This is a genomic window from Aquamicrobium sp. LC103 (assembly GCF_001014615.2).
Lineage (GTDB): Bacteria > Pseudomonadota > Alphaproteobacteria > Rhizobiales > Rhizobiaceae > LBCQ02.
Map to the genome: position 1 here is coordinate 168598 of NZ_LBCQ02000001.1, position 20745 is coordinate 189342.

The 20745-nt window shown below is 66.1% G+C and carries 20 protein-coding genes; 6 read left to right on the plus strand and 14 right to left on the minus strand.

Going from position 1 to position 20745, the window contains the following annotated elements:
* Window positions 1-3 precede the first annotated feature (3 nt).
* From XW59_RS00825 to XW59_RS00845, 5 genes are read left to right on the plus strand one after another with little or no spacing between them, the layout of a single operon-like run.
* Window positions 4-882 carry a branched-chain amino acid ABC transporter permease gene (locus tag XW59_RS00825; RefSeq protein ID WP_047147074.1) on the plus strand — a complete coding sequence of 293 codons (879 nt, stop codon included), beginning with the start codon at window positions 4-6 and terminating at the stop codon, window positions 880-882.
* Window positions 883-885: 3 nt separating this feature from the next.
* A complete protein-coding gene (locus tag XW59_RS00830; RefSeq protein ID WP_047147073.1) occupies window positions 886-1959 on the plus strand; it encodes a branched-chain amino acid ABC transporter permease in 1074 nt (357 codons plus the stop codon).
* 48 nt (window positions 1960-2007) lie between these two features.
* Window positions 2008-3252, plus strand: coding sequence for an ABC transporter substrate-binding protein (locus XW59_RS00835; protein WP_047147072.1), 1245 nt, complete (start codon window positions 2008-2010; stop codon window positions 3250-3252).
* A 2-nt stretch (window positions 3253-3254) separates the two neighbouring features.
* A complete protein-coding gene (locus XW59_RS00840) occupies window positions 3255-4046 on the plus strand; it encodes an ABC transporter ATP-binding protein (protein ID WP_047147071.1) in 792 nt (263 codons plus the stop codon).
* Between the two features lie 29 nt (window positions 4047-4075).
* Complete coding sequence (locus tag XW59_RS00845) at window positions 4076-5296, plus strand: AMP-binding protein (RefSeq protein ID WP_047147070.1); 1221 nt, start codon at window positions 4076-4078, stop codon at window positions 5294-5296.
* Window positions 5297-5323: 27 nt separating this feature from the next.
* Here XW59_RS00845 and XW59_RS00850 read toward each other — a convergent pair whose 3' ends face one another.
* The 7 genes from XW59_RS00850 to XW59_RS00880 form a co-directional block, all read right to left on the minus strand.
* Window positions 5324-6094, minus strand: coding sequence for an SDR family oxidoreductase (locus XW59_RS00850; RefSeq protein WP_047147069.1), 771 nt, complete (start codon window positions 6092-6094; stop codon window positions 5324-5326).
* Window positions 6095-6096: 2 nt separating this feature from the next.
* A complete protein-coding gene (gene iolB, locus XW59_RS00855; RefSeq protein WP_047147068.1) occupies window positions 6097-6912 on the minus strand; it encodes a 5-deoxy-glucuronate isomerase in 816 nt (271 codons plus the stop codon).
* 19 nt (window positions 6913-6931) lie between these two features.
* Window positions 6932-7147, minus strand: coding sequence for a hypothetical protein (locus tag XW59_RS00860; RefSeq protein ID WP_047147067.1), 216 nt, complete (start codon window positions 7145-7147; stop codon window positions 6932-6934).
* A gap of 221 nt (window positions 7148-7368) precedes the next feature.
* Window positions 7369-8265 carry a myo-inosose-2 dehydratase gene (gene iolE / locus XW59_RS00865; protein ID WP_047147066.1) on the minus strand — a complete coding sequence of 299 codons (897 nt, stop codon included), beginning with the start codon at window positions 8263-8265 and terminating at the stop codon, window positions 7369-7371.
* 29 nt (window positions 8266-8294) lie between these two features.
* Complete coding sequence (gene iolD / locus XW59_RS00870) at window positions 8295-10121, minus strand: 3D-(3,5/4)-trihydroxycyclohexane-1,2-dione acylhydrolase (decyclizing) (RefSeq protein ID WP_047147065.1); 1827 nt, start codon at window positions 10119-10121, stop codon at window positions 8295-8297.
* 172 nt (window positions 10122-10293) lie between these two features.
* Complete coding sequence (gene iolC / locus XW59_RS00875; RefSeq protein ID WP_047147064.1) at window positions 10294-12198, minus strand: 5-dehydro-2-deoxygluconokinase; 1905 nt, start codon at window positions 12196-12198, stop codon at window positions 10294-10296.
* A 168-nt stretch (window positions 12199-12366) separates the two neighbouring features.
* Entirely contained in the window at window positions 12367-13194 is an 828-nt protein-coding gene (locus XW59_RS00880) for a MurR/RpiR family transcriptional regulator (protein ID WP_047147063.1), read from the minus strand.
* Between the two features lie 130 nt (window positions 13195-13324).
* Between XW59_RS00880 and XW59_RS00885 the strand changes: the two genes are divergently transcribed.
* Window positions 13325-14449 (plus strand): Gfo/Idh/MocA family oxidoreductase, encoded by a 1125-nt coding sequence (locus XW59_RS00885; RefSeq protein ID WP_047147062.1) that lies wholly within the window; start codon window positions 13325-13327, stop codon window positions 14447-14449.
* A gap of 427 nt (window positions 14450-14876) precedes the next feature.
* Here the strand turns inward: XW59_RS00885 and XW59_RS00890 are convergent, their stop codons facing one another.
* From XW59_RS00890 to XW59_RS00915, 7 genes are all read right to left on the minus strand, one after another.
* Window positions 14877-15662: an SDR family oxidoreductase gene (locus tag XW59_RS00890; RefSeq protein ID WP_170990094.1), complete on the minus strand. Its 786-nt coding sequence runs from the start codon at window positions 15660-15662 to the stop codon at window positions 14877-14879.
* A gap of 17 nt (window positions 15663-15679) precedes the next feature.
* Window positions 15680-16678, minus strand: a complete 999-nt coding sequence (iolG, locus tag XW59_RS00895; protein WP_047147060.1) for an inositol 2-dehydrogenase — start codon at window positions 16676-16678, stop codon at window positions 15680-15682.
* 31 nt (window positions 16679-16709) lie between these two features.
* Complete coding sequence (locus XW59_RS00900) at window positions 16710-17495, minus strand: ATP-binding cassette domain-containing protein (RefSeq protein WP_047147059.1); 786 nt, start codon at window positions 17493-17495, stop codon at window positions 16710-16712.
* A 23-nt stretch (window positions 17496-17518) separates the two neighbouring features.
* Entirely contained in the window at window positions 17519-18547 is a 1029-nt protein-coding gene (locus tag XW59_RS00905) for an ABC transporter permease (RefSeq protein WP_047147058.1), read from the minus strand.
* A gap of 117 nt (window positions 18548-18664) precedes the next feature.
* A complete protein-coding gene (locus XW59_RS00910; RefSeq protein WP_047147057.1) occupies window positions 18665-19609 on the minus strand; it encodes a sugar ABC transporter substrate-binding protein in 945 nt (314 codons plus the stop codon).
* A gap of 169 nt (window positions 19610-19778) precedes the next feature.
* Window positions 19779-19904 carry a hypothetical protein gene (locus tag XW59_RS29755; protein ID WP_281406213.1) on the minus strand — a complete coding sequence of 42 codons (126 nt, stop codon included), beginning with the start codon at window positions 19902-19904 and terminating at the stop codon, window positions 19779-19781.
* Window positions 19905-19942: 38 nt separating this feature from the next.
* The gene (locus XW59_RS00915; protein ID WP_047147056.1) at window positions 19943-20713 is read right to left on the minus strand and encodes a cyclase family protein; all 771 of its coding nucleotides are present in this window, start codon (window positions 20711-20713) and stop codon (window positions 19943-19945) included.
* Window positions 20714-20745: the final 32 nt, after the last annotated feature.

A 20745-nucleotide genomic window follows, 5' to 3' on the forward strand; every position in this document is an offset into this window, starting at 1 on the left:
GCAATGGCGTATTTCGCCGAACTCGTCGTCAACGGCGCGCTGACCGGGCTGATGTACAGCCTAGCAGCCCTCGGCTTCGTGCTGATCTACAAATCGGCCGGCGTGCCAAACCTGGCGCAGGGCGCCGTCGTCATGATAGCCGGCTACGTGGTATGGCTGCTCTTCTCCCTCGGCCTGTCGCTGTTCCTCGCCGTCATCCTCGGCGCCGCCATCATGTTCGCGCTCGGCCTGCTGACGGAACGCTTCCTGCTTCGCCGCATGGTCGGCCAGCCGGTGATCATGATCGTCATGTTGACGCTCGGCCTCGAAATCCTGCTGCGCGGCATCGGGCCGGGTTTCCTCGGCGCCGCGCCCAAATCGCTCGATCTCGGCATCGGCCTTGCCCCGATCATCATCGGCGACGTCTTCATCAACCGCGCCTATCTGGTCGGCGGGGTGGTGGCGGTCGTGATGATCGCGGCGGCGCTGCTGTTCTTCCGCACCAGGCTCGGAACCAAGCTGCGCGCCGTCTCCGACGACCATGTGTCGAGCTGGGCCGTCGGCATCTCAGTCGAAAAGGCGATCGGCATCTCCTGGGGGCTCGCCGGCATCTCGGCGGTCGCCGCCGGCGTGCTGTGGGGTTCGGTCCAGGGCGTCGACTGGACGCTCTCGACGCTGCTTTTCCCGGCCGTCGCGGTGGTGATCCTGGGCGGCATCGATTCCATCTGGGGCGTGCTGATCGGCGGCCTGCTCGTCGGCATTCTCGGCTCGGTCATCCCCGGTTATCTCGACGCCGTGGTGGGCGGCGGCACCCGCGACGTCGTCACCTCGCTCATCATCCTCCTGACCATCATGATCCGGCCTTACGGCATATTCGGCCGCGAAGACATCGAGAGGATCTGACGCATGTTCTATCGCCTCGCCGGTGTCCACCATACGCGCTACGAAACCGCCCGCGCGCTCTGGCCGGTGCCGGCCGACCGCTGGCAGGTCGCGATCGTCGCGCTGCTGGCGCTGGCCGCCCCCTTCTTTCTGTCGAGCCTCTATCTCGGCAGCTATCTCCTGCCCTGGCTGATCTGGAGCGCGGCGGCGCTGTCGCTGACGCTGCTGATGGGCCTTGCCGGCCAGCTCCATTTCGGCTTCGCGGCGGTGATGGCGATCGGCGCCTACAGCTCTATCCACCTGGCACGCTTCGGAGTGCCCTTCGAGCTGGCGCTGATCGGCGCCGGACTGACCGCCGCCGTCATCGGCTCGCTCTTCGGCGCGGCCGCACTGCGCGTGAAAGGGCTCTATCTGGTGATGGCGACGCTCGCCATGCAGTATCTGGTCGACTGGGTGATCATCAACGTGCCGGCCATCTCCGGCGGCGCGCAGGCGACGCTGCGCACGCCGTCCGTCTCCTTCCTCTTCATTCCGCTAGACACACTGTCGGCGCGCTACTATCTCGCGCTCGGCTGGGTGGCGCTCGTCGCGATCTTTTTCCTCAACGTGAAGCGGACCAGCTTCGGGCGCGCGCTGGTCGCCATCCGCGACAAGGATTTCGCGGCCGCCGTCATCGGCGTCGACCCGTTCCGCTACAAGCTGATGGCCTTCTTCACCTCGTCCTTCATGGGCGGCGTGACCGGCGCCGTCCTCGCCTTCTGCTACTACCGGGCCGTAACGCCGGAGCAGTTCAGCTTCAACGTATCGATCCAGCTCGTGGCGATGGTGCTGGTCGGCGGGCTCGGCAGCGTGATCGGCGGCTTCCTCGGCGCGGGCTTCGTGCTGTTGGTGCCGATCATCCTCACCAATCTGGTCGCCGGCATGGCGGCCGCGGGCTGGTTCACCGTCTCGTCGAACCTGCTCGCGCACGTGCCGCTGATGATCTACGGCGCGCTCATCATCGGCTTCCTGCTGTTCGAGCCGCTCGGGCTCGCGAAGATCTACGACAACATCCGCAAATATTTCCTGGTCTGGCCGTTCAGGCATTCCAGGAGCTGAGGTCGAGTCTCACCAGACAGACAAGGGCAACCAAGTGGAGGAAATGTCATGAAATGGATCAGGAGAAGCGTACTCGCCACCGCGCTGATCGCGGGGATGGCGGCCACCGGCGCGGCGACGGCCCAGGAGCAGCCGATCAAGTTCGGCCTGCTGCAGGACTTCACCGCCGTCTACACCTTCGTCACCGGCGAGTACAATCAGGGCCAGCGCGACTATCTCACCCTGATCAATGAGGAAGGGGGCATAGACGGGCACAAGTTCGAGGCGATCGTGCGCGACACGGGCAACCAGCCCCAGCGCGGCATCGAGGCCTACAACCGCGCCAAAGAGGAAGGCGCGATCCTGTTCGATTTCCTTTCCACCCCGGTCTCGCGCGCGCTCGTCGACAGCGTGCTCCAGGATGCGGTGGTGATGATCACGCCGGTCCACGGCCGCGGCGACGCCAGCGACGGCGAGACCTTCCCCTACGTGTTCCCGATGATGGCGACCTACTGGTCTCAGGCCACGGTTCTGGCGAAATACATCGAGGACAATGGCGGGCTCGAAGGCAAGAAGATCGCGCTCGTCCACATCGATTCGCCCTTCGGCCGCGAGCCGATCCCGGTCCTGCAGGACCTCGCCGCGGAGAAGAAGTTCGAGTTCCAGGCCTTCGCCTATCCGAGCCCCGGCAACGAGCAGTCGGCAACCTGGACGGAAGTCCGCCGCTACCGTCCCGACCATGTGCTGATCTGGGGCGCGGGCGGCGGCCAGCCGGTCTCCGTGCGCGAGGCGATCCGCAACGGCATCCCGGCCGAGAACATCCTTTCCGTCGTCTGGCTCGCCGAGACCGACGTGGCCAATGTCGGCAGCGACACGATGAAGGGCGTCAAGCGCTTCGAGGCGGTCTCGACCGGCACCGACAGCCCGATCCTGCAGCGCATCAAGGAGAAGGTGGTCGACAAGGGGCTGGGCGCCGGCGACGCCAAGAATGTCGGCACCAGCTACTACAATATCGGCGTCGCCACCATGGCGGTCGCGGTGGAGGCCGCGCGGCTGGGTCTCGAGGCCGAAGGCGCGCCGCTGACCGGCGCCAAGCTCAAGGCCGGCTTCGAGAAGGTTACCAACTTCGACGCCGAGGGCCTGATGCCGCCGGTCACCATCACCGCGCAGGACCACCAGGGCGGCGGAGCGGGACGTGTCTCGCAGTGGAACGGCGAGGCATGGGAGCCGGTTTCCGAATGGGGCGCGGCCTACCAGGATATCGTGACGAAGGAAATCCAGCAGGGCGCGGCGGCGTTCAAGCAGGGCAACTGATCATGCCGAAGCTCGCCCTTTCGAATGTGGAAGTCGTCTACGACAAGGTGTTCCTCGCGATCAAGGGCGTGTCGCTGGAAGTCGAGGAGGGCGACATGGTCGCCCTCCTCGGAGCCAACGGCGCCGGCAAGAGCACCACGCTGAAGACGATCAGCGGCCTGCTCGGTCCGGAACGCGGCGCCGTCACCCGCGGGGAGGTGACCTTCGGCGGCAGGGACCTGCTGCCGCTCGGCGCGCCCGAGCGCGTCGCCTCCGGCCTCGTCCACGTGCTCGAAGGCCGCCGCATCTTCGGACATCTCACGCCCGACGAGAACCTCGTCGCCGCCTTCCGGAGCGGCGGCGCCACCGCGCGCCTCAACGAGCTGCGCGAGCGGGTCTACACCTATTTCCCCCGGCTGAAGGAGCGCGCCCGCAGCAAGGCCGGCTATCTCTCGGGCGGCGAGCAGCAGATGCTCGCCATCGGCCGGGCACTGATGACCGAGCCGCGGCTGATCATGCTCGACGAGCCGAGCCTCGGCCTGTCGCCGATATTGGTGCAGGAGATCTTCGCCATCATCCGCGAGATCAACAGCCAGGAAGGCGTGAGCGTGCTTCTGGTCGAGCAGAACGCCGCCGCCGCGCTGGAGATCGTACGCACGGCCTATCTCGTCGAGAACGGCCACATCGTGATGAGCGGCACCGCCGACGTGCTCAAGCAGAACCCCGACGTTCAGGAATTCTATCTCGGCGGTGGCGGCAAGGTGAACTACCACGAAGTCAAGCATTACCGCCGGCGCAAGCGCTGGCTGGCCTGAGCGACCGGGCCGGAAGGAGACCACCCGCGATGGGCGAGACATACGACGCGCTTGAAAAAGCCGATCCACGGGCGCGGGAGGCGAGCCTGTTTTCCGCGTTGGGCGAGGCCCTGGCGCTGGCGAGGAAGAACCAGCCCTTCTGGGCGGAGCGGCTTGCGGATATCGGCGACGCGCCGGTCGATTCGCGCGCGGCGCTGCAGCGCCTGCCGATATTGCGCAAGTCGGATCTCTCGCGGTTGCAGCGCTCCAAACCGCCCTTCGGAGGGCTCAATGCGACGCCGGCCGGCAAGCTCGCACGGCTCTTCGTCTCGCCGGGGCCGATCTTCGATCCCGAGGGCCATGGCGACGATTGGTGGGGGGCTGCCCGCGCACTCCACGCCGCCGGCCTGAGGGCGGGCGACATAGCGCTCAACACCTTCTCCTACCACCTCACCCCTGCGGGCGCGATGTTCGAGAGCGGCGCGCACGCGATCGGCTGCGCGGTCATCCCGTCGGGACCGGGCAACACGACCGACCAACTCCTCGCCATCGAGCAGTTCCGCCCCGTCGCCTATATCGGCACGCCGGACTTCCTCAAGATATTGCTCGACAAGGCCGATCAGGCCGGCGTCGACGCTGGCTCGATCCGCCGCGCGCTCGTCTCGGGCGCCGCCCTGCCCGCCTCGCTCAAGGCCGAGCTTGAACAGCGCGGCATAAGCGTGCGCCAGTGCTACGGCACGGCGGATCTCGGCATCATCGCCTATGAGGGCGACGCCGACGGTCTCATCGTCAACGAGGGCATCATCCTGGAGATCGTGCGGCCGGGAACCGGAGAGGCCGTGCCCGACGGCGAGGTCGGCGAGATCGTCGTGACGCGGCTCAACCGGGACTACCCGCTGTTCCGCTTCGCCACCGGCGACCTCTCATGCCTGATGTCGGTACCCGCCGGCGGCGACCGCACCAATATCCGCATCAAGGGATGGATGGGCCGCGCCGACCAGGCGACGAAGGTCAAGGGCATGTTCGTGCGGCCGGAGCAGATGGCGACGATCGCGCGCGGGCTTCCCGGCGCCGGCAGGCTTCGGCTCGTGGTGAGCCGCGAGGGCGAGCAGGACGTCATGACGCTTCATGTGGAGCATGACGACCCCGCGACGAGGGATGCGGCCGCGGCCAGGCTCGCCGAGGTCACCAAGCTGAAGGGAACCGTCGAGATCGTGCCCCTGGGCTCGCTCCCGAACGACGGCAAGGTGATCTCCGACGAGCGGGGCTGATGCGGGTTTGAGACAAGCTCCCTCTTCTCAGCCCGTCACCACCACGCCGGCGTCGACCACCAGGGCCTGGCCGGTGATGACGGTGGAAGCGGACGAAGCGAGAAAGAGCGTCGGCTCGACCATCGCTTCCGGCGGAATTTCGAGCTTCAGCGCCTGCCGCCCGATATGGCTCTTCAAGCCTTCGTCCGTGACCCAGAGCTCCTTCTGCCGCTCCGTGATGACCCAACCCGGCATCAGCGCATTGACGCGGATGTTGTCCGGCCCGAGCTCGCGTGCGAGCCCCCGCGTCAGGCCGTTGATGCCCGACTTCGCCGCGACATAGGCGGGATAGCCGTCATTGCCCATCATGTAGGAGATCGACGAGTAGTTGACGATCGATCCGCCGCCGGCAGCGCGCATGCCCGGCGCCACGGCCTGAATGGCGAAGAAATGGTGGCGGATGTTGACGTTCATCATGTGATCCCACTCGCCGACGGTGAGTTCGTCCAGCGTGTGGCGGTTGTCCCAGGCGGCGTTGTTGACGAGCACGCCGACATCGCCATGCGCTTCGGCCGATTGCGCGATCGCCTCCTTCAGCGCCGGTATGTCGGTGACGTCGCATCTGATGAAGAGCGGCCGCGCGCCGTAGGTTTTCTCCAGTCGGTCGCAGAGCGCGGTCGCGTCGGAGCGCTGGACGAAGGCGACCTTCGCGCCCTGCGCGACGAAGCCCTCCGTCAGATATTCGCCGATGCCCGAGCCGCCGCCCGAAATGAACACGGACTTGCCCTTGAGGTCGTGGAAGGTCGCGGAGAATTTCATCGTCACCCCTGCCCGCTGTCGCGCTGAAAGATCCAATCGTGGTCGGGATGGTTCTTGAAGCGCCACTTGCGCAGCGGCCCGGCCATCACGTTGAGGTAATACATCTCATAGCCATAGGGCGCGCCGCAAGGATGATGGCCGCGCGGGACCAGCACCACGTCGTGGTCGGCGACCGCCATCGTCTCGTCGAGCGCGCCGTCCTCGGTGAACACCCGCTGGAAACCGAAGCCCTGCGGCGGATTCAGCCGGTGATAATAGGTTTCCTCGAGATAGGTCATGTCGGGAAAATCGTCCTCGTCGTGGCGATGCGGCGGGTAGGACGACCAGTTGCCCTGCGGCGTATAGACCTCCGTCACCAGAAGGCTGTCGGCGACGTCGCGGTTCTCCATGGCGATGTTGTGGATGAAGCGCGTGTTGGCGCCCTTGCCGCGCTCCTCCAATCCGATGCCGGCCGGACCGATCACCTGCGCCTCGTGGCCGCCCTTGCCCGGCGCCGAGCAGACGGCGAGGGTGCACGGCGTCGTCGCCTTGGCGGTCCAGCCCGCGCCATTGGGGATATAGACGGCATGCGGCGGCAGCCGCTCGAACACGTCCATGCGTTCGCCGAGCTCACCGAATGTCCTGCCTTCGCAGGAAATCTCCGCCCTGCCCTCGACCAGCACGAGGATCACCTCCCGGTCGCCGGTCTCCTCCGTCACCGTCTCGCCGGCGGCGAGACGGTAGAGGCCGAAGCCGACATAGCTCCAATTGGCGGCGCGCGGCGTGATGTCGTGCACCTTGCCCGCGGTGCCTTTGGGCCTGACGAGTAGATCGGCCATGGCTTCCTCCCTGTGGCCGTTATTCCGGCCGGTCGCGTTCCTCGACGTCCGGTTCCGGCTTGAAGGCGATCAGCAGCGCCCAGGCGCTGTAGAGCCCGGCGCCGACGAAGAGCGTTCCCCAGAGCGGCGCGCCGGAGGCGAATTCGAACAGGCCCCAACCGAGGCAGACGACGACCACGGCGACCCTGCGCCAGAGCGGGCGGAAGAAAGGATGGCTGGCGTCAAGCAGTTGCATGGTTCGGCTCGTATCGTGGCTGCATCATATCTCCCTCCGCCTGTCGGCATCTCCTCATCAGGAGGCAACCAAATCGGCCCTCTCCACCATGCTTCGCATGGCACCCCTCCCCCGTAAACGGGGAAGGATCCAGGCTGCGCCGTCGGGAGACCCGCCGAAGGCGGTGGAGGTGCACTGCGCCAGGTTCAATCCTGCCAGCAGACGTTCCGCACCGCCGGATGCTACCCGTCCAACCCAACCTCCCGCGCGGCCTCCCTCAATGCCTTCAGCCCCATCGACTGGTACCTCACCGGATCGGCCTTGAGCGGGTCCTGTTCCGCCTCGATCACCAGCCAGCGGTCATAGCCATGTTCGGCGAGTATCGCGAGCACCGGAGCGAAATCGACTGCGCCTTCGGGATCGCCAGGCACGGTGAAGACGCCGCGGCGCGCGCCTTCGAGAAAGGAGAGCCCTTCCTCCTCCACTTGGCTGCGGATAGCGGGACGGACGTTCTTGGCATGAAAATGGCCGATCCGGTCCGCATAGGCGCGCGCCAATTCCAGGGGATCGGAACCGCCGAACCAGGCGTGGCCGGTATCGAGCAGCAGCCTGGTGGCGGGTCCGGTGCCGGCCATCAGCCGACCGATCTCCTCGCGGTTCTCGACGATGGTTCCCATGTGATGATGGTAGACCAGCTCGACGCCCTGGTCCGCGCAATACCGAGCGATCGCCTCGACGCCGGCGCAGAATTCAGGCCAGCGGTTTTCCTCCAGGACCGGCCGGTCGCGCAGCGCGATGCGATCGTTGCCGTGAACGGCATTGGACGTTTCGCAGACGATACAAACCTTGCAATCATTGGCTTTCAACATGTCGAGATGCGGCTGGATCGCCCGCTTCTCGGTTTCGATGTCGTTGACCAGCAGGTTGAGCGAGTGCCAGCCCGAGATGAAGACCAGACCGTGGGCGGCGAGCAGATTCCTCAGCTCCGCGCCGTCGGAAGGCATCTTGTGGCCCTTCTCGATGCCGTCGAAGCCGATCGCGGCGGCTTCGGACAGGCACGTCTCCAGCGAAATATGCGCGCCGATCGTGCGGTCGTCGTCGTTCGACCAGGCAATGGGATTGGTGCCGTAGCGGATCATTCTTCACCCTCGATGGATCGTGCCTGCGCTCAGGATCTCGTCTTGAGCGCGCTTTCATATTTCGCGCGCGCCGCCCTCACCTCCTCGCGTTCGGAGGTTTCGGGCACGGCCACGTCCCACCACCAGCCGCCCGCCTCGGTCGATGGATAGGGGTCGGTGTCGATGACGACGACGAACGGGCCGGAGGCGCTTCGCGCGCGGGTGAGCGCGTCTTCCAGCTCGGCGATCGAACCCGCCTTCTCCGCGTGCGCGCCCATGGAGGCTGCATGCGCGACGAAGTCGATGCGTGACGGATTCACGTGGCGGGCATGGTCGAGGAGATTGTTGAACTCCGCCCCACCGGTCGACATCTGCAGCCGGTTGATGCAGCCGAATCCGCGATTGTCTGTGACGACGACGGTGATCTTGATGCCCATCATCGCCGCGGTGGCAAGCTCGGAATTCATCATCATGTAGGAGCCGTCGCCGACCATGACGACCACGTCGCGGTCGGGCTCGGCCATCTTCACGCCGATGCCGCCCGCAATTTCGTAGCCCATGCAGGAATAGCCGTATTCCATGTGGTAGGAGCGCGGCCGGCCGGCCTTCCACAATTTGTGCAGCTCGCCCGGCATGGTGCCGGCCGCGCACATCACCACCGTGTCCTCGCGCGCCGCGCGCTGGACCGCGCCGATGACCTGCATGTCGGTCGGCAGCGCGTTGTCGTCGGCGGCGGGCGCGGAGGTAACTGCGTCGGCGGCAGCGAACCAGTCGGCCTTCAGCCTGGGGTCCGGCGGCTCGAACCGCCTGTCGCCCAGCGCGCGCCACAGCGCCTCCAATCCCACGCAGGCATCCGCGCAGACGGAGATCGCGCCGTGCTTCGCCGCGTCATAGGCGTTGACATTCAGGCTGATGAGCTTGCGGTCCGGCCGCGAGAACAGCGACCAGGACCCGGTGCTGAAATCCTGGAACCGGGTGCCGACGCCGATGACCACGTCGGCCTCGGCGCAGCGCGCATTGGCGCTGGCGGCCCCGGTCACGCCGACCGGGCCGAGATTGAGCGGGTGGTCCCATGGCAGCGCCGATTTGCCTGCCTGGGTTTCGACCACCGGAACCCCATGCGCCTCCACGAAGAACCGGAACGCCTCGCAGGCGTCGGAATAATGCACGCCGCCGCCGGCGACGATGACCGGCAGCTTCGCGGCCGCGATGATCTTCGCCGCCTGCTCGACCTCGACCGGGTCGGGCTGGACGCGGCGCATTCGCCAGGTCTTCTTCTCGAAGAAGCTTTCCGGCCAGTCATGGGCTTGCGCCTGCACGTCCTGGCAGAAGGCGAGGGTGACGGGGCCGCACTCGGCCGGATCGGTCATGACGCGGAAGGCGCGCGGCAGCGCGGTCAGTAGATGCTCGGGCCGGCTGATCCGATCGAAATAGCGCGAGACGGGGCGGAAGCAGTCATTGGCGCTGACCGTTCCGTCGCCGAAATCCTCGACCTGCTGCAACACCGGATCGGGGCCGCGATTGGCGAAGACGTCGCCGGGCATGAACAGAACCGGCAGCCGGTTCACATGGGCGAGAGCTGCGGCAGTGACCATGTTCGTCGCGCCGGGGCCGATCGAGGAGGTCACCGCCATGGCGCGCCGGCGACCGAGTTGCTTGGCATAGGCGATCGCCGCATGCGCCATCGACTGCTCGTTGTGGCCGCGATAGGTCGGGAACCGCTCGCGCTCGGCATGGAGCGCCTCGCCGAGACCGGCGACATTGCCGTGGCCGAAGATCGCCCACATACCGGCAAGGAAGGTCTCGCCTTCCTCGTTGAGCTGCGCGGCGAGATAGCGGATCGCCGCCTGCGCGGCCGTCAGCCTGATCGTCTTCATGCCGTCCTCCCGAGATGGCGGTGATCTTGGCGTTTGAGGAAATAACCCCCACCCCTAACCCCTCCCCACAAGGGGGAGGGGGATTCTGCGACGTCGACGACCCCCTCCCCCTTGTGGGGAGGGGTTAGGGGTGGAGGTAATGTCCGCACTGGAATCGAACGCCGCAATCCCATCATGCCCTCCGCCGCGCACGGTCCCAAACCCTACACAGCGCCTCGTATCTGCTTGCCATGTCGCTCACCACCTCCTCGTCGCCGATCTCGCCCGCCAGCCAGCGCCGCGCAGCATCGGCGAAGATGGTGCGTCCGACCGCGAAGCCTTTGACGAGGTCGAAGCGGCCGGCGACCGAGAAGCATTCCTCCAACGTCTCCGCGGAAGCCTCCAGGCCGAGCACGACCACGCCGCGCGTATGCGGATCATTGCGCTCGATCGCCGCGCAGGCCGCTTGCCAGGCGGCCGGCGACCGCATCGGCTCCAGCTTCCACCAGTCGGGATAAACGCCGATCTCGTAGACGCGGTCGATGATCCCGGCCGCCGTCCGGTCGTCACAAGGGCCGACCTTGGACGGGATGATCTCGAGCAGCATCTCCAGCCGGTTGCGCCGGGCGGCGGCGAAGAGCCGCCGCAGCACGTCCTCCTGCCGGGCCTTCGTCCCGGCGTCGTCGTCGGGATGATAGAGGCAGAGCACCTTGACGACATGCTCGAGCGGCCATTCGACGAGGCCGCCATAGTCGGGACCGATCTCGGGCTCCAGCATCAGCGGACGCGAGCCGGGCCACTCGACCGGCCGGCCGATCCACAGGCCGCTGCCGGCGGCGCGGTGGAGCGCGTCGGTGCCGAGCCTGCCGTCGCAGAGGACGCCGTAGCCGTGGCGCCCGTCGGCGACCCTTTGCGCCGCCGCGAAGCAGAGCAGCTTGAACGCGCCGATCCGCTCGCGCGGCACGCCGGCGGCGTCCGCCATCTCCTCCATCTGCAGGCGATGGTCGAAGGCGAAGACCCGCATCTGCGGCCAGTCGCCGGAGCGGTTGGTCGCCCAGTGCACCTGCTCGAGTGCGGCGTCGTTGCGCAGCGCGGGCTCGCGGATGCCGGTGCGCAGGAAATATTCGAGCTCGGCAAGCGACGGATAGGCTGGCGTGCAGCCATGGCGGGAGACCGCGAAGGCGCCGCAGGCATTCGCGAATTTGAGCGCGGTCGGCCAGTTCTCGCCGGTGAGCCAGCCCTTCAGCAGGCCCGACATGAAGCCGTCGCCGGCGCCCAGCACGTTGAACACCTCGATCGGAAAGCCCTCGCCGGCCTCGCCCTCGTCGAGCGTATCCGGTATGGCGCCGGTGAAGGTGGCCGCGCCCATCGGCCCGCGCTTGCAGACCAGCACCGCACCGGTAAGGGAACGCACGGCGCGCAAAGCTTCGATGGTATCGGTCGAGCCGCCGGCGACGTGAAACTCCTCCTCGGTGCCGACGATCAGATCGAAGAAATGAAGACTCGCCTGCAGCCTGGCGGTGACCCGCTCGGATTCGATGAAGCGGCTTTCGCCCGCACCATGACCGGCGAGACCCCACAGATTTGGGCGGTAGTCGATGTCGAGCGCCGTCCGCGCGCCGTTCTCGCGGGCGAGCCGCAGCGCTTTCAAGACGGCGGCTTCCGTGAGCGGATGCGACAGATGCGTGCCGGTGGCGCAGACGCAAGCCGCCTCGGCGATGAAGGCCGGGTCGATGTCGTCCTCGCAGAGCGCCATGTCGGCGCAATTCTCGCGATAGAAGATCAGCGGAAACCGTTCCCGGTCGCGGATGCCGAGCAGCACGAGCGCCGTCAGCCGCTCTGGATCGGTCACGACGCCGCGCGTATCGACGCCCTCGCGTTGGAGCTGCTCGCGGATGAATCGGCCCATATGCTCGTCGCCGACGCGGGTGATCAGCGCCGATTTCAGGCCGAGCCTCGCCGTGCCGGCGGCGATGTTGGTCGGCGAACCGCCGATATATTTGTTGAAGGAGCCCATGTCCTCGAGCCGGCCGCCGACCTGGACGCCGTAGAGATCGACGGACGAGCGGCCGATGGTGATGAGATCGAGGGGCTTCATGGCTCTGCGTCCTCCCTGCCAGTATCGCGGGCGCCTCCATGCCGCGCCTGCCGCCGGACCGCCCGAGCGGCGCTCTCCTTCCCCGGCTCTCGCATCTAGACCCGCGCAGAGCGGCGAGCCTGACACTCATTGAATGGAAAATATGTTCCAAATCGACTATCAAATCAATCAGGAAATTCCATTCTGGTTGCGAGCCGCACTTCCCACCGCGACGACCAACGCCACCGCGAGCGACAGCGTTGCCGAAAGCGATCGGAAATCTCCGAAATCGGCCTCGGAAACGGTGAGGACGAGCGGCGTGATCTGGCGCAGCGGGCTCGCAACCGAATCCGTGATCGCCACCACCTCCGCGCCGGCGCGGCGGGCGACATCCGCAAGCTCCACCGTCTCCGCCGTGTAGGGCGCGAAGGTGATCGCGATCATCGCGTCTCCCGGGCGGATGGCGTGGTGCCTGCCGAGCCTCCCGACATTGTCGTGCAGCAGGGCCGGAACGTTCATCTTCTCGAAGGCATAGGCGAAATAGGAGGCGACGGAGAAGGCCCGGCGCAGGCCGACGATGTGGACCATGTTGGCCTCGGCTAGGGTCTTGGTCGCGGCGTCGAGCGTGCGCGGATCGATCGTCTTGGCGAGGTTTTCCAGCGACAGGCAGCCGGCCTCGACGAACTCCGCCAGCAGCGCGGAAGGGCTGCCCGCGCCGCTCTCGCGCAGCTTCTTCAGCCGTGTCGCATAATCCGGCCGCTGGGCATAGGATTCCCGGAAAAGCCGCTGCATCTGCGAGAATCCGCTGAAGCCAAACACCTGGCAGAAGCGCATGAACGCCGACGGCGGCACGCCCGCGCCCTCGGCCATCTCCGCGACGGTGGAAAAGGCGATGCGGTCCTGGTTGGCCGCGACATAGTCGACGCATTGGCGCAGGCGCTTCGGCAGCTCGTCCGATTGCTCCACCATGCGGTCCATGAACTCCTCCACCGAGGCCGGCGCCGAAATTGCTGCCATGAACGCTCTTTCTCAAACTTGCAAAAATGCCCGCCCGCGACTCTAGCGCATGGAATGGAAATTCCAATAGTGTATTGTTTATTCCAACGATACACAGCGCAGGACCGGCGCGGGAGCGGAGGAGGATCGCATGCACGAGGTCGGCATCGGACTGATCGGCACCGGCTTCATGGGAAAGGCGCATGCGCTGGCCTGGCGGGCGGCGCGCGCCGTGCTCGGCGACCTGCCCCATGCGCGGCCGGAACTTCTTTGCGACACGCCCGCCGAAAGGGCATCCGGCATGGCCGACCAGTTCGGCTTCGCGCGGGCATGTGAGGACTGGCGCGAGCTCGTCGGGGACGATGCCGTCGACGTCGTGTCGATCACCACGCCCAACCGGATGCATCGCGAGATGGCCCTGGCGGCGATCGCCGCCGGCAAGCACGTCTGGTGCGAAAAGCCGATGGGGCTGACGCTCGACGAGGCGCGCGAGATGGCGGCTGCCGCCGCCGAAGCCGGCGTGAAGACGATGGTCGGCTACAACTACATTAGGAACCCCGCCTTCCTGCATGCCCGCCGGCTGATGGAAGAAGGCGCGATCGGCCGGCCGGTGCATTTCCGTGGCGTCGTCGACGAGGATTACCAGGCCGACCCGGAACTTGCATGGACCTGGCGCGCCCGGCTCGGCGAGGCCGGGCTCGGCGCGCTTGGCGATCTCGGCTGCCATCTCGTTTCCATGGCCTACGGCCTGATGGGGCCGATCGACAGCCTGATCGCGGATATGCAGACGATCCACGAAACCCGGCCCCTGCCGGAAGGTACGGGCCGCGCGGACGTCGAAAACGAGGACACCGCCTCGGCGCTGGTGCGCTTCTCGAGCGGCGCGCAAGGAACGCTTTCCGCCTCGCGCTCGGCCTGGGGCCGCAAGAACAAGCTTGCCTTCGAGGTGCACGGCACGAAGGGCATGATCGCCTTCGATCAGGAGCGCATGAACGAGTTGCAGCTCTACCGCGACGAGGGACCGGCCGGCGAACAGGGCTTCAAGACGATCCTGACCGGCCCCGCCCATCCTCCCTACGGCATGTTCTGCCCGGCGCCCGGCCATCAGCTCGGCTTCAACGACCTCAAGGCGATCGAGGCGGGCGCATTCCTGCGCTGGATCGCGGGCGGCGAGAAATCATCACCCGATTTCGCGGAAGCGCTTGAGTTCGAGAAGGTCATCCACGCGATCGCCCGCTCGGCGCGGGAGGGAAGGCGGGTGGAGGTGGATGGTTAGCGGGTTCTAATTTTAGCTCCCTTCGGTCCAGCACCGCGAAGGATCGGCCTCTCCGGCCTTAGGGCGTTTCCAGATGAAATGGATCGTCGCTTGGAATGCCCCCACCACCACGCTTCGCGCGGTCCTTCATGGCGAGCCGCTTGTCTCGCCCGTCCTTCGCCCCCCGCTCCGCAAGGGAGGAACCAGCGTCGCGGCCGGCCGCACCGTGGATCCTCCTCCGTTTACGGGGGAGGGGGACCACGAAGTGGTGGAGAGGGGTGTTTCGGTGAAAACGTGAACTGCCCTTAGGCCACCTGCCCCGCTCCAACGCTTCGGCAGTGGAGGGGCATCAACAAGGAACCCGTTGCCAGGGAATCTCCCAAAGCAGGGCGGAGACGGGCTGACCAATCCGATACCCGTCGCTGCCGGAGACAGATGCCTGACGCCGCTACTCGCCGACAACGCCGGCAACGTTCTGGTCGTAGTCCACCAGCGAGCCCGTCATGACGCCGGATTGCGGGCTGATCATATAGGCGATCAGGGCGGCGAGCTGATGCGGCTTGACGAGTTGGCCCATGGGCTGCGCGGCCTCCGCCTTCTCCAGCCAGTCGTCGGGCGCGTCGTGGGCGGTCTTCTGGACGATCGCCTCGCCGGGCGTATCCATCCAGCCCGGCAGCACCGCGTTGCAGCGAATGCGGTCGCGCCGATAGGCGTTGGCGACGTTCCTGGTGAGAACGGCGAGCGCGCCCTTGCTCGCCGAATAGGCCGTGAGGAAGGACTGGCCGGCATGCGCCGACATCGACAGGACGTTGACGATGGAGCCCGGCTCGCCTTCCTCCACCAGCCGGCGGACGATGCCCTGCATCAGAAAGAGCGGGCCGGCCACGTTGGTGTCGAAGATCGTGTGGTAGAGTTCAGGCGTCGTTTCGAGGAGCGAGCCGCGCGCGGAGGTAGCGGCGGCGTTGACGAGCCCGTTGATGGGGCCGAAACGCCTCTGCGCGGCATCGATCGCGTCGAGGCAGGCCTTCGGATCGGAGATGTCGGCGCTGATGAAGATCGCCTCGGTGCCCGACTTCTCCAGCTCCGCCACCGCAGCGCGGCCCTTCTCGGCCGAGCGCGCCACGAGGGCTACCGATCGGCAACCTTCGGCGACGAGCTGCCTCGCCACGGCAAGGCCGATGCCTTGAGCCCCGCCCGTCACGATTGCGCGCGTGGTGCCGTTGCGTGCGGCCATGTCCATGGCGATCCCTCTCAATCCCGCTCGACGGCGACGGCCCTGCCCTCGGCGATCGACCGGTAGGCGGCATCGGCCAGCGCGAGAGCGGCAAGTCCGTCGCGGCCGGAGGGCATGGCGGCGCTTCGGCTCGAAACCGCCGCCACGAACGCCGCCATCTCGGCCGCATAGGCCTCGATATAGCGCGTCATGAAGAAGTCGTGCAGCGGCGGGCGGGTGTAGCCCTCCGCCGTCGCCATCTCGATCGAGACTGGCCGCTGGTTTTCCGCCGCGACCATTCCCTTGGAGCCGTGCACCTCGACACGCTGGTCGTAACCATAGGTGGCGCGGCGGGAATTGGAGATCGAGCAGTGCCTGCCGGAGGGGGTGGTGAGGACGACCGACACGCTGTCATGGTCGCCGAGCCCGCCGATCCCCGGATCGACCAGCACCGAGGCGGTCGCGAACACCATGTTCGGCTCCTCGCCGAGCAGGAAGCGCGCCATGTCGAAATCGTGGATCGTCATGTCGCGCAGGATGCCGCCCGACGATTTGATGTAGGAGGCGGGGGGCGGGCCGGGATCGCGCGAGGTGATCTGCACCATCTCGACATTGCCGATCCTGCCCTCGTCGATGGCCGCCCGCACCGCCGAGAAATGCGGATCGAAGCGACGATTGAAGCCGACCATCAGCACGGCGCCCGCTTCCTCGACGATGCCGAGACAAGCCCTGACACGGGCTATGTCGAGGTCGATCGGCTTCTCGCAAAAGATCGCCTTGCCGGCTTTCGCGAAGCGCTCGATGAGATCGGCATGGGTGTCTGTCGGCGCGCAGATCACCACAGCGTCGATGTCGCTCGATGCCTCGATCTCGTCGATGCCGCGTATCTCGGCACCGTAATCCCGCGAGATCGCCGCGGCGGCATCCGCGAATGCATCCGCCACCGCGACCAGCTTCGCGCCGCCATTGCCCGAGATCGCCCGGGCATGAACCTTGCCGATGCGGCCTGCGCCGAGAAGGCCGAGCCTGACTGTCATGCGTATGAGCTCCCTGTCAGATGTAACTTGGTCAGATGTAACTTGCGTTCTCGTGGACACCGGTCTTGACGCCGGTGATCAGCGAGACGACTTCGTTGCCGTCCGTCTTGCCGGCTTCCAGCATGCCGGCGATGCGGCCGCGCCGGAACACCCAGATCTTGTCGACGAGATTGAAGACCTGACGCAGATTGTGGCTGACGAGGATGAGTGGAATGCCGCGGCGCTTCAGCCCGCGGATGATGTTCTCCACCTGGGTGGTCTCCTGCACGCCGAGCGCGGCGGTCGGCTCGTCCATCAGGATCAGCTTGGAGGCGAAGCTCGCCGCGCGGCTGATCGCCACGCACTGGCGCTGGCCGCCCGACATGTTGGCGATCGTGTTGTGGAGGTTCGGGATCTTGACGCCGGTCTTCTCCAGCGCCTCGCGCGAGCGCTGGAACATCTTGCGCTCGTTCAGGAAGCTGAAGGGCCCGAGATTGAAATAGACCTCCTCGCGCCCGAGGAAGATGTTCGACGGCACGTCGAGATCGTCGGCGAGCGCGAGGTTCTGGAACACCGCCTCGATGCCGACCTCGCGCGCGTCGACCGGGCTCTGGAAATGCATCTCCTCGCCCTCGAAGAGTATCCGGCCCGCGGTCGGCTTCTCGACGCCGGTGATCTGGCGCACGAAGGTCGATTTGCCGGCGCCGTTGTCGCCGACGATCGCCACGTGCTCGCCCTCGCAGAGCTCGAAATCGGCATCCTCCAGCGCGCGCACGCCGCCGTAATGCTTCGTCAGCCCCTCGGTCCTGAGGACGACCTTGCGATCCGTGTCTGCCATCTTCTCCTCCCGGAAACCTGCGCCTATCGCGAACTCGGCCGCATCCGCTGGCGGTAGACGTCCGCGACCACGGCGGTGACGATGATCGCGCCCATGATCATCTCCTGATAATAGGCGCTGAGCCTCAGGAAGGTGAAGCCCGAGGTGATGACGCCGAAGATGACCGCGCCGATCAGCGTGCCGACGATCGAGCCGCGACCGCCGGTGAGCGACACGCCGCCGATGACGGCCATGGCGATGGCGTGGAGCTCGTACATGGTGCCCATGCCGGCCTGCGCCGTCAGGCCGCGCGCGGCGACCACGATGCCGGCCAGCGCAGCGAGCATGCCGGCGATCGCATAGACGAGCACGAGATGGCGCTCGACGTTGATGCCCGACATGCGGGCCGCCTGCTCGTTGGAGCCGATCGCGTATGTGTGCTTGCCGTAGACTGTGTATTTCAGCGCCACGTGGAAGATCAGCGCGATCAGCAGGAAGATGATGACCGGTGTCATGCCCTGGCCGATGGCGGCGAAACCGTCGGTCGGGAATGAGATCGGCTGGCCCCTCGTGTACCATTTGGCAATGCCGCGCGCCGTGACCATCATGCCGAGCGTGGCGATGAAGGGCGGTATCTTGGTGTAGGCGATGAGCAGGCCGTTGACGAGGCCGGCGATCAGCCCGCAGCCGAGCCCGATCAATACCGGCACGATCAACGGCAGGTCGGTCAGCTCCGGATAGACCGCGCGCGGATAGGTGCTCACCTGGGCGAAACTCATCGCGATCATCGCGGTGGCGCCGACGACGGAGCCCGAGGAAAGGTCTATGCCGCCGGTGATGATGACCTGCGTCACGCCGATGGCGATGATGCCGATCACCGAGACCTGGAGGATCATGATGCCGAGCCGTTGCGTGTTGAACAGGAAGCTCTGCCCCTGAAGCCACCAGCCCAGCAATTCGAAGATGATCGCTATGCCCACCAGCCCCACGAGCGCGTTCAGCTCGTGGGAGCGCGGCCGTTTGACCTGTTCGGACTCCGCGGCGGTCGAGACCGCCTCTGCCTGGTTAGCCATCGTTCTTTTCCATCATTGCCGTCGCCCGAAGGCGGGGCGGACGACTCGATGCGCAGCCGTGCCGGAGAGGGAAGCCCCGGGCTTCCCCCACTATACTCCTCCGGCCGTCCGCGGTCCTCAGTTCTTGGCGGTGAACTCGTCCATGTTCTCCGGCGTCACGAGTTGGAAGGGAATGTAGACCTTCTTGTCCACCTCCTCCCCGCGCGCGAGCTTCAGCGCCGCGTCGACGGCGCCCTTGCCCTGCCCCGCCGCATCCTGGAAGACGGTGACGTCGAGATCACCCGCGGCCATCGCGGCAAGCGCGTCCTGCGTGGCGTCGACGCCGCCGACCAGCACCTCGTCCATGTTCTTGCCGGCGGCTTTCATCGCCTGGATCGCGCCGATCGCCATCTCGTCATTGTTGGAGACGAGCGCATCGAATTCCAGGCCGGCCGAGAGCCAGTTGGTCATCAGGTCGGCGGCCTGCGTGCGCTGCCAGTTGGCGGTCTGCTCCTCCACGATCTCCATGAAGGAACATTCCTCGGTGGCGATGACGTCGTGGATGTCCTTGGTGCGCATGCGCGCGGCCTGATTGGACAATTCGCCCATCATGACGACGATCTTGGCGCTTTCGCCCTTGCCCTTCTCCTTCAGGAGGCGGCAGATTTCCTGCGTCTCGAGCGTGCCGGATTCCTGCTCGTTGGAGGCGACATAGGCCTGGTTTTCCGGCAGGTCGTCGACATTGACCGGCTCGCGGTTGACGAAGACCAGCGGCACCCCGGCATCGGCGGCCGCCTTGGTCATGGCGACGGTGGCGTCGGTGTCGACGGGATTGACGACGATCGCATCGACACCGGACGCGATGAAGTTCTGGATCTGGTTGAGCTGGCGGCCGACATCGTTCTGCGCGTCCTCCACCTGCAGCTCGACATCGTCGAGCTCGCCGGCATATTCGACCATGCCGTTGCGCAGCACGGTCAGGAAATTGTCGTCGAACAACGCCATGGAAACGCCGATGGTCTCAGCCATCGCCGAAGTGGTCATCAGCGCCGACAGAGCGACGCCGAACAATAGCTTCCTCATCTGAATGCTCCTCCACATTGCGGGTGTCCGGCGGCACCCCGATTTTCCGGATTCCCTCCCTATGGGATTTCCGATGTTCCCTTCCCGACGGCTCTTCGGCCTCAAGATAGAACATGAACGCCATTGATGAAAAAATATGGAATATTCATTCCATAGTGTCAACAAGGATTCAGAACGGCGATTCCGCTCCGGCGAAGCTCGAATCGAGCTTCGCCGGGTTGCGGGAGATGTCGGCGATGGTGGAGGAGAGCGCCGCGCCGGATTGCGAGAAGCCGGCGGCGCGGCGCAGGATCACGCGCGGCGAAACGGCAAGTGATCCAGCGGCATCGGCTCTCAGTCGAGGATGGCGACGGCGCGCGTCCAGCCGGCCGAGGCGCGTTCGATCTTCACCGGGAAGCAGCTCACCTTGAAACCGTTGGCGGGAAGGTCCTCCAATCGATGCAGCTTCTCGATGTGGCAATAGCCGGTATGCCGGCCCGCCTTGTGACCCTCCCAGATGATGGAGGGATCGCCTTCGCGCTGGTAACGCCCGGCGGTATGAACGAAGGGGGCATCCCAGCTCCAGCCATCGGTGCCGGTGACGCGCACGCCGCGGTCGAGCAGATACATGGTGGCCTCGTAGCCCATGCCGCAGCCGCTCGCGACATAGTCGGCCTGGCCGAACTTGGCGCCCGCGGACGTGTTGACGACGACGATCTCCAGCGGCTGCAGCTCGTGGCCGATACGCTTCAGTTCTTCCTCGACATCCCCGGCGGTCGCGACATAGCCATCGGGAAAATGGCGGAAGTCGAGTTTCACGCCCGGCTGGAAGCACCATTCGAGCGGGATCTCGTCGATGGTCATGGCGCGCTCGCCGCGATTCATCGTCGAATGATAGTGCCATGGCGCGTCGAGATGCGTGCCATTGTGGGTGGAGAGCACGACACGCTCGACCGCCCAGCCCTCACCGTCAGGCAGGTCTTCCGGCTTCAGTCCCGGAAAGAAGGGCAGCAATTGCGGCAGGCTCTGCTTGTGGTCGATATACTCGATCGACGGAATCTGGATCGGCGGATCGGCCGGAATGTCGTTGGCGATCGGCACCGACAGGTCGATGATGCGTGTCATGGTTTCCTCCCTATGACGCTTTGATGCGATGG

Excerpts from the sequence above, each read along its gene's own strand:
- XW59_RS00825 (WP_047147074.1), top strand. The coding sequence starts at position 4 with ATGGCGTATTTCGCCGAACTCGTCGTCAACGGCGCGCTGACCGGGCTG.
- XW59_RS00830 (WP_047147073.1), top strand. The coding sequence starts at position 886 with ATGTTCTATCGCCTCGCCGGTGTCCACCATACGCGCTACGAAACCGCC.
- XW59_RS00835 (WP_047147072.1), top strand. The coding sequence starts at position 2,008 with ATGAAATGGATCAGGAGAAGCGTACTCGCCACCGCGCTGATCGCGGGG.
- XW59_RS00840 (WP_047147071.1), top strand. The coding sequence starts at position 3,255 with ATGCCGAAGCTCGCCCTTTCGAATGTGGAAGTCGTCTACGACAAGGTG.
- XW59_RS00845 (WP_047147070.1), top strand. The coding sequence starts at position 4,076 with ATGGGCGAGACATACGACGCGCTTGAAAAAGCCGATCCACGGGCGCGG.
- XW59_RS00850 (WP_047147069.1), bottom strand. The coding sequence starts at position 6,094 with ATGAAATTCTCCGCGACCTTCCACGACCTCAAGGGCAAGTCCGTGTTC.
- iolB (WP_047147068.1), bottom strand. The coding sequence starts at position 6,912 with ATGGCCGATCTACTCGTCAGGCCCAAAGGCACCGCGGGCAAGGTGCAC.
- XW59_RS00860 (WP_047147067.1), bottom strand. The coding sequence starts at position 7,147 with ATGCAACTGCTTGACGCCAGCCATCCTTTCTTCCGCCCGCTCTGGCGC.
- iolE (WP_047147066.1), bottom strand. The coding sequence starts at position 8,265 with ATGATCCGCTACGGCACCAATCCCATTGCCTGGTCGAACGACGACGAC.
- iolD (WP_047147065.1), bottom strand. The coding sequence starts at position 10,121 with ATGAAGACGATCAGGCTGACGGCCGCGCAGGCGGCGATCCGCTATCTC.
- iolC (WP_047147064.1), bottom strand. The coding sequence starts at position 12,198 with ATGAAGCCCCTCGATCTCATCACCATCGGCCGCTCGTCCGTCGATCTC.
- XW59_RS00880 (WP_047147063.1), bottom strand. The coding sequence starts at position 13,194 with ATGGCAGCAATTTCGGCGCCGGCCTCGGTGGAGGAGTTCATGGACCGC.
- XW59_RS00885 (WP_047147062.1), top strand. The coding sequence starts at position 13,325 with ATGCACGAGGTCGGCATCGGACTGATCGGCACCGGCTTCATGGGAAAG.
- XW59_RS00890 (WP_170990094.1), bottom strand. The coding sequence starts at position 15,662 with ATGGCCGCACGCAACGGCACCACGCGCGCAATCGTGACGGGCGGGGCT.
- iolG (WP_047147060.1), bottom strand. The coding sequence starts at position 16,678 with ATGACAGTCAGGCTCGGCCTTCTCGGCGCAGGCCGCATCGGCAAGGTT.
- XW59_RS00900 (WP_047147059.1), bottom strand. The coding sequence starts at position 17,495 with ATGGCAGACACGGATCGCAAGGTCGTCCTCAGGACCGAGGGGCTGACG.
- XW59_RS00905 (WP_047147058.1), bottom strand. The coding sequence starts at position 18,547 with ATGGCTAACCAGGCAGAGGCGGTCTCGACCGCCGCGGAGTCCGAACAG.
- XW59_RS00910 (WP_047147057.1), bottom strand. The coding sequence starts at position 19,609 with ATGAGGAAGCTATTGTTCGGCGTCGCTCTGTCGGCGCTGATGACCACT.
- XW59_RS00915 (WP_047147056.1), bottom strand. The coding sequence starts at position 20,713 with ATGACACGCATCATCGACCTGTCGGTGCCGATCGCCAACGACATTCCG.